Genomic DNA, 4,588 nt, shown 5'->3' with positions numbered 1-4,588 from the left:
CGCGGTGCGCGCCGAGCGGCGTGCCGAGATAGCCCGGCGCGAGGGGGCGACCACGTGAAGGATGCGGGCGTGGTCGAAGGCGGAAGCGGCCAGGATCAGGCCCTGGTCGAAGCCGCCCATGCCGCCGTGAAGGGCCAGCACGGGCCGGCCCTGCCCGGCCCGCGCCGCCTCCACGGGGCCGACGTGCCGCTTTCGAGGGATCCCGCACGCATCGGCGTGCGGGATCGCGGCGCCACCGGGGGCGCAGGTTCAGCAGCGGCATGATGGCCTCAGTGCGCCGTGCGGCGGCCGAGATGGCGGATCAGCGCCAGCGCCTCGCCGGGCGGGGCCTGCTCCACCCGGCGATACTGGCGCCCGTCGCGGGTGCGCCAGAGAAGGCCGGCATCCACCAGGAAGCGGCGCAGCAGCAGCGGGTCGCCGAAGCCGTGCTCCATGGCGAGAAGGCCGTTCACCTCCTTCTCGGTCAGCGTCGTGCCGCGCGCAGCCGCGACCACAGCGCCCAGAGCGCGAGCGCGCGCTGGCTCGCCTTGGAGGGCCAGCGGGCGAGCCTTCCGGCCGCGTCGAAATGGCGGGCGGTTCGGGGCGACGCGCGTGAGGTCCACCGGCGCGGGCACGGGTGCCGGTCGTTCGGCCGCATCGAGATGCGCGCGGGCGTGTGCTGGGCGCGCAGATGCTGGAAGTTCCGGAACCCGCCGCGCGGGCGAGGATGTTCAGGAGCTCGACGTGGCTCGGCTTCGCGCCGGCGCTGCCGATCTCCCGCCCGAGGGTGCGGGCGAGCGCCGAGACGTCCTCGGCGACGTAGGGAAAGACGGGTCGCGACATGACAAGTCCTCGAAGGGGCGCCGAAGGGGTCTGTCGTGGTCGCTGGCTTGCGACATGGCACCGCGAGGAGTGTCAGCCGAAGGAAATGGCAGGTTTAGCTTCCCGGAAGGGACAGCGACGCCTCGGTGAACTGCCGACCGAGGCCTGATATAGCGCCGCTGGCGGCGGATTCAAGGGTGGCGCTGCGGTGCGGCCGATTGCCTGCTGGCGCAGGAGTCTTGCGCTGGACCCCGGCTCGGCGCTCCGGCTGCGCCGTCGCTTGGCCGGGGAACAAGGTGCCTCGCCGCCAGGCCAAGCGCGCGCTCCGGGCGCGCCCTCGCGTCCCGGCCGACTGGAGCGTCAGCGGAAGGAGAGCCGGGACCCAGCGCAAAGAAGGCGCCGCAGGCGGCCCTTTCCGCCGCAGGCGGTGCGGCGTTGGGTCTTGTCCGCTGCGCGGGAGTTCCCCTGGACCCCGGCTCGGCGCTCCGGCTGCGCCGTCGCTTGGCCGGGGAACGGTGCCTCAGGCCGACTCGGAAATCTCGCTCTTCAGCGCGTCGGCGTCGGGGGCGGGCATGGTGATGGGCTGCACCTTCTCGCCCGGCCGTCCCGGATTGGTGACGATGGACGCCTCCAGCGAGACCGTCACGGTGCCGCCCGAGGTGTTGAACACGTAGTCCAGGCGAAAGGCCGCATCCGAGGAGGCGCCGTTGGTGCGCTTCAGCGCCTCGTCCGGCGGCAGGCGCTTCTCGGCGACCAGTCGCGAGGGCTGGTCGACGGTGATGGCATAATCGCGCGCCCGGCGGGCGGTGGCGAGGCGGCCGCGCACCAGCGTCGCGTCGGCACCGGCGAGCTTCACCTCGATGCGCGGCACCGCCGGGCCTTCCGGCACCGGCGCCGGCTCCAGCGGCGCCATCTGCGGCGTCAGGTCATAGGTCGCGCTCGGCGCGGGCGAACGGTCGCTGGCGCAGCCGGCCACCAGCAGCGCCGCAGCGATCGCACCCGCGGTCCTTACGCTCCACATACGCTCATCCTCGCCCACGCGGTCATACCCGGACAATCTAGCCGGAAGAAGGTTAAGGCAAATTTTCCGCCCGTGGTGCGCGGACGGACGAATCTTGCCGCCAATACCGTCTCAGACCCCTGCCTCCGGCTCCACATAGCGGGGGAACACGCCCACCGGCGGCGGCAAGGCGCGGCCCGCCGGTAGTCGCCCGGCGCGCCGAGGGCGGCGAAGGTGCGCTCGTCCGGCCCGGCCGCCACGAGGTCGAGCAGCCGGGCGGCGCTCTTTGGCATCACCGGCTGCGCCAGGATCGCCACCTGCCGCACCACCTCCGCCGTCACCCACAGCACCGTCGCCATGCGCGCGGGATCGGTCTTGCGCAGCGCCCAAGGGGCCTGGGCGGCGAAATAGCGGTTCGCCTCCGCCACCACGGCCCATACCGCGTTGAGATAGAGATGCACCGCCTGGTTCTCCATCGCCTCGCGCGCCTTCTCCAGCATGCCGTCGGCGAGCGCGAGCATGGCCGCGTCCTCGGCCGAGAGCGGGCCGGGCTGCGGCACCGCGCCGTCGAGGTTCTTCGCCACCATGGAGAGCGAGCGCTGGGCGAGGTTGCCGAGGTCGTTGGCGAGGTCCGCATTCATGCGGTTGACGATCGCCTCGTGGCTGTAGGAGCCGTCCTGGCCGAACGACACCTCGCGCAGGAAGAAATAGCGGATCGCGTCGACGCCGTAGGTGGCGGCGAGATCGAACGGGTCGACCACATTGCCCACCGACTTCGACATCTTCTCCCCGCGGTTGAACAGGAAGCCGTGGCCGAACACGCGCTTGGGCGCCTCCAGCCCCGCCGACCACAGGAAGGCCGGCCAGTAGACCGCATGGAAGCGGATGATGTCCTTGCCGATCACGTGCACGTCCGCCGGCCAGAAGCGGCGGAACAGATCCCCGTCCGTGTCCGGATAGCCGAGCGCGGTGATGTAGTTGGTGAGCGCGTCCACCCACACATACATGATGTGCTTGTCGTCGCCCGGCACCGGGATGCCCCAGTCGAAGGTGGTGCGCGAGATGGAGAGGTCCTGCAGCCCCCCGGAGACGAAGCTCACCACCTCGTTGCGGCGCGCCTCCGGCATGATGAAGCCGGGATTGTCGCGGTAATGCGCCAGCAGCCGGTCCTGGTAGGCGGAGAGGCGGAAGAAGTAGCTGTCCTCCTCCACCCATTCCACCGGCGTGCCCTGGGGGCCGACGCGCACCCCCTGATCGTTCAGCTGCGTCTCGTCCTCGGCGTAATAGGCCTCGTCGCGCACCGAGTACCAGCCGGCATAGGTGGACTTGTAGATGTCCCCGTTCGCCGCCATGCGGTTCCAGATCGCCTGGCTGGAGCGGTGGTGCCGCTCTTCGGTGGTGTGGATGAAGTCGTCGTTGGAGAGGTCGAACGCCTCCACCATGGCCTCGAAGCGCGGCGTGTTGCGCGCCACCAGCTCGCGCGGGGTCAGGCCCGCCTTCTGGGCGGTCTGGAGCATCTTGATGCCGTGCTCGTCGGTGCCGGTCAGGAAGCGCACGTCATAGCCGTCGAGCCGCTTGAAGCGGGCGATGCAGTCGGTGGCGATCGCCTCGTAGGCGTGGCCCATGTGCGGCACGCCGTTGGGATAGGAAATGGCGGTGGTGATGTAGAATGACGGCTTCTGCGACATCGCTTGCTCTTACATCGCTGTGCGGCGGCGCTGCGCCCGGCGGGCGCGGCCGGCGCTCCTGTGCGGCCGACGGCTGCGCCGGCCGCGTCGGGCGCGCACGGTGTCAGGCGCGCACGGCGTCGGCGAGATCGGCGAAGACCCGGAATACCAGCGCCTTGCGGTCGAGGTTGAAGACGTCCGCCTCGGCCGCGCTGCGCCGCACCTTCTCCCACACCTCGCCGAGGCGGTAAAGGCGATGGCGGGCGAGAGCGCCGGCCTCGGCGCCCGCGACGGTGCGCGCGGCCACGAAGTCGCTCACCGCCTCGACGAACAGATCGAGCCCGTCCGCCCTGTCGCCCTGGAGCCGCGCGCCCAGAGCGTGGAGCTCCTCCGGCTTCACGTCCGGCAGTTGCTCCAGCGCCCGCAGGGTGGCGGCGCGCACCTCCATCCCCTCGCCGCGCGCCAGCACGATGGCGCGCCGCACGCCTGCCGCCGAGCCTCCGCGGCGGCGGGCGAGCAGCGCCTCGTCGAGGTCGCCCACCTCGCCCTTCAGGTGGTCGAGGGCGGCCAGCACGTCGGGGGTGCCGAGCGGGCGCATGCGCACCAGGCGCGTGCGCGAGCGGATCGTCGGCAGGACCCGCCCCGGCGCGTGGGAGATCAGCAGAAACAGCGCGTTCGGCGGCGGCTCCTCCAGCGTCTTGAGGAGCGCGTTGGCGCCGAAGGCGTTGAGGTCGTCCACCGCATCGACGATGCACACCCGCCAGCCGCCCGCCGCCGCCGTGGAGCCGAAGAAGGGACGCACCCTTCGCACCATTCGGCGGGAATGAGGGTCGGCACCTTCTCCTCGCCCGCCTCGGCCACGCGCCGCAGCACCAGCAGATCGGGATGGGTGAGGGACGCCACCTGCCGGAACACCGGGTGGCCGGGCGCCAGCGAAAGGTCGTGCGCCGCATGCGCCTCCGCCGGCCCGGCGAGCACGGTGCGGGCGAGCCGGTAGGCGAGCGTCGCCTTGCCGATGCCCTCCGGGCCGCCGATCAGCAGCGCGTGGGGCAGCCGGCCGGCGCGCCAGTCGCCGAGAAGGTCCGCCTCCAGAGCGGCATGGCCGAACAGGCGCTCCTGC

The 4,588-nt window shown here is 71.9% G+C and carries 3 protein-coding genes and 2 pseudogenes; all 5 read right to left on the bottom strand.

Features of this window, described 5'->3' with window-relative positions:
• Nucleotides 1–269: 269 nt before the first annotated feature.
• The gene (locus AC2W7M_RS20205) at nt 270–494 is read right to left on the bottom strand and encodes a DUF2087 domain-containing protein (RefSeq protein ID WP_486134405.1); all 225 of its coding nucleotides are present in this window, start codon (nt 492–494) and stop codon (nt 270–272) included.
• An 827-nt stretch (nt 495–1,321) separates the two neighbouring features.
• A complete protein-coding gene (locus AC2W7M_RS20200) occupies nt 1,322–1,822 on the bottom strand; it encodes a hypothetical protein (RefSeq protein WP_486134403.1) in 501 nt (166 codons plus the stop codon).
• Between the two features lie 111 nt (nt 1,823–1,933).
• Nucleotides 1,934–3,489, bottom strand: a pseudogene (gene metG / locus AC2W7M_RS20195) (methionine--tRNA ligase).
• A 103-nt stretch (nt 3,490–3,592) separates the two neighbouring features.
• Entirely contained in the window at nt 3,593–4,225 is a 633-nt protein-coding gene (locus tag AC2W7M_RS20190; RefSeq protein WP_486134402.1) for a hypothetical protein, read from the bottom strand.
• A pseudogene (locus AC2W7M_RS20185) lies at nt 4,126–4,588 on the bottom strand (hypothetical protein); the annotation flags it as partial. The gene AC2W7M_RS20190 and the pseudogene AC2W7M_RS20185, both read right to left, overlap by 100 nt.

Source organism: Xanthobacter sp. BG11Y11_SDJG, from assembly GCF_057364445.1.
Note: the sequence above shows the minus strand (reverse complement) of the source record. Positions and strands in the feature narration are given on the sequence as shown.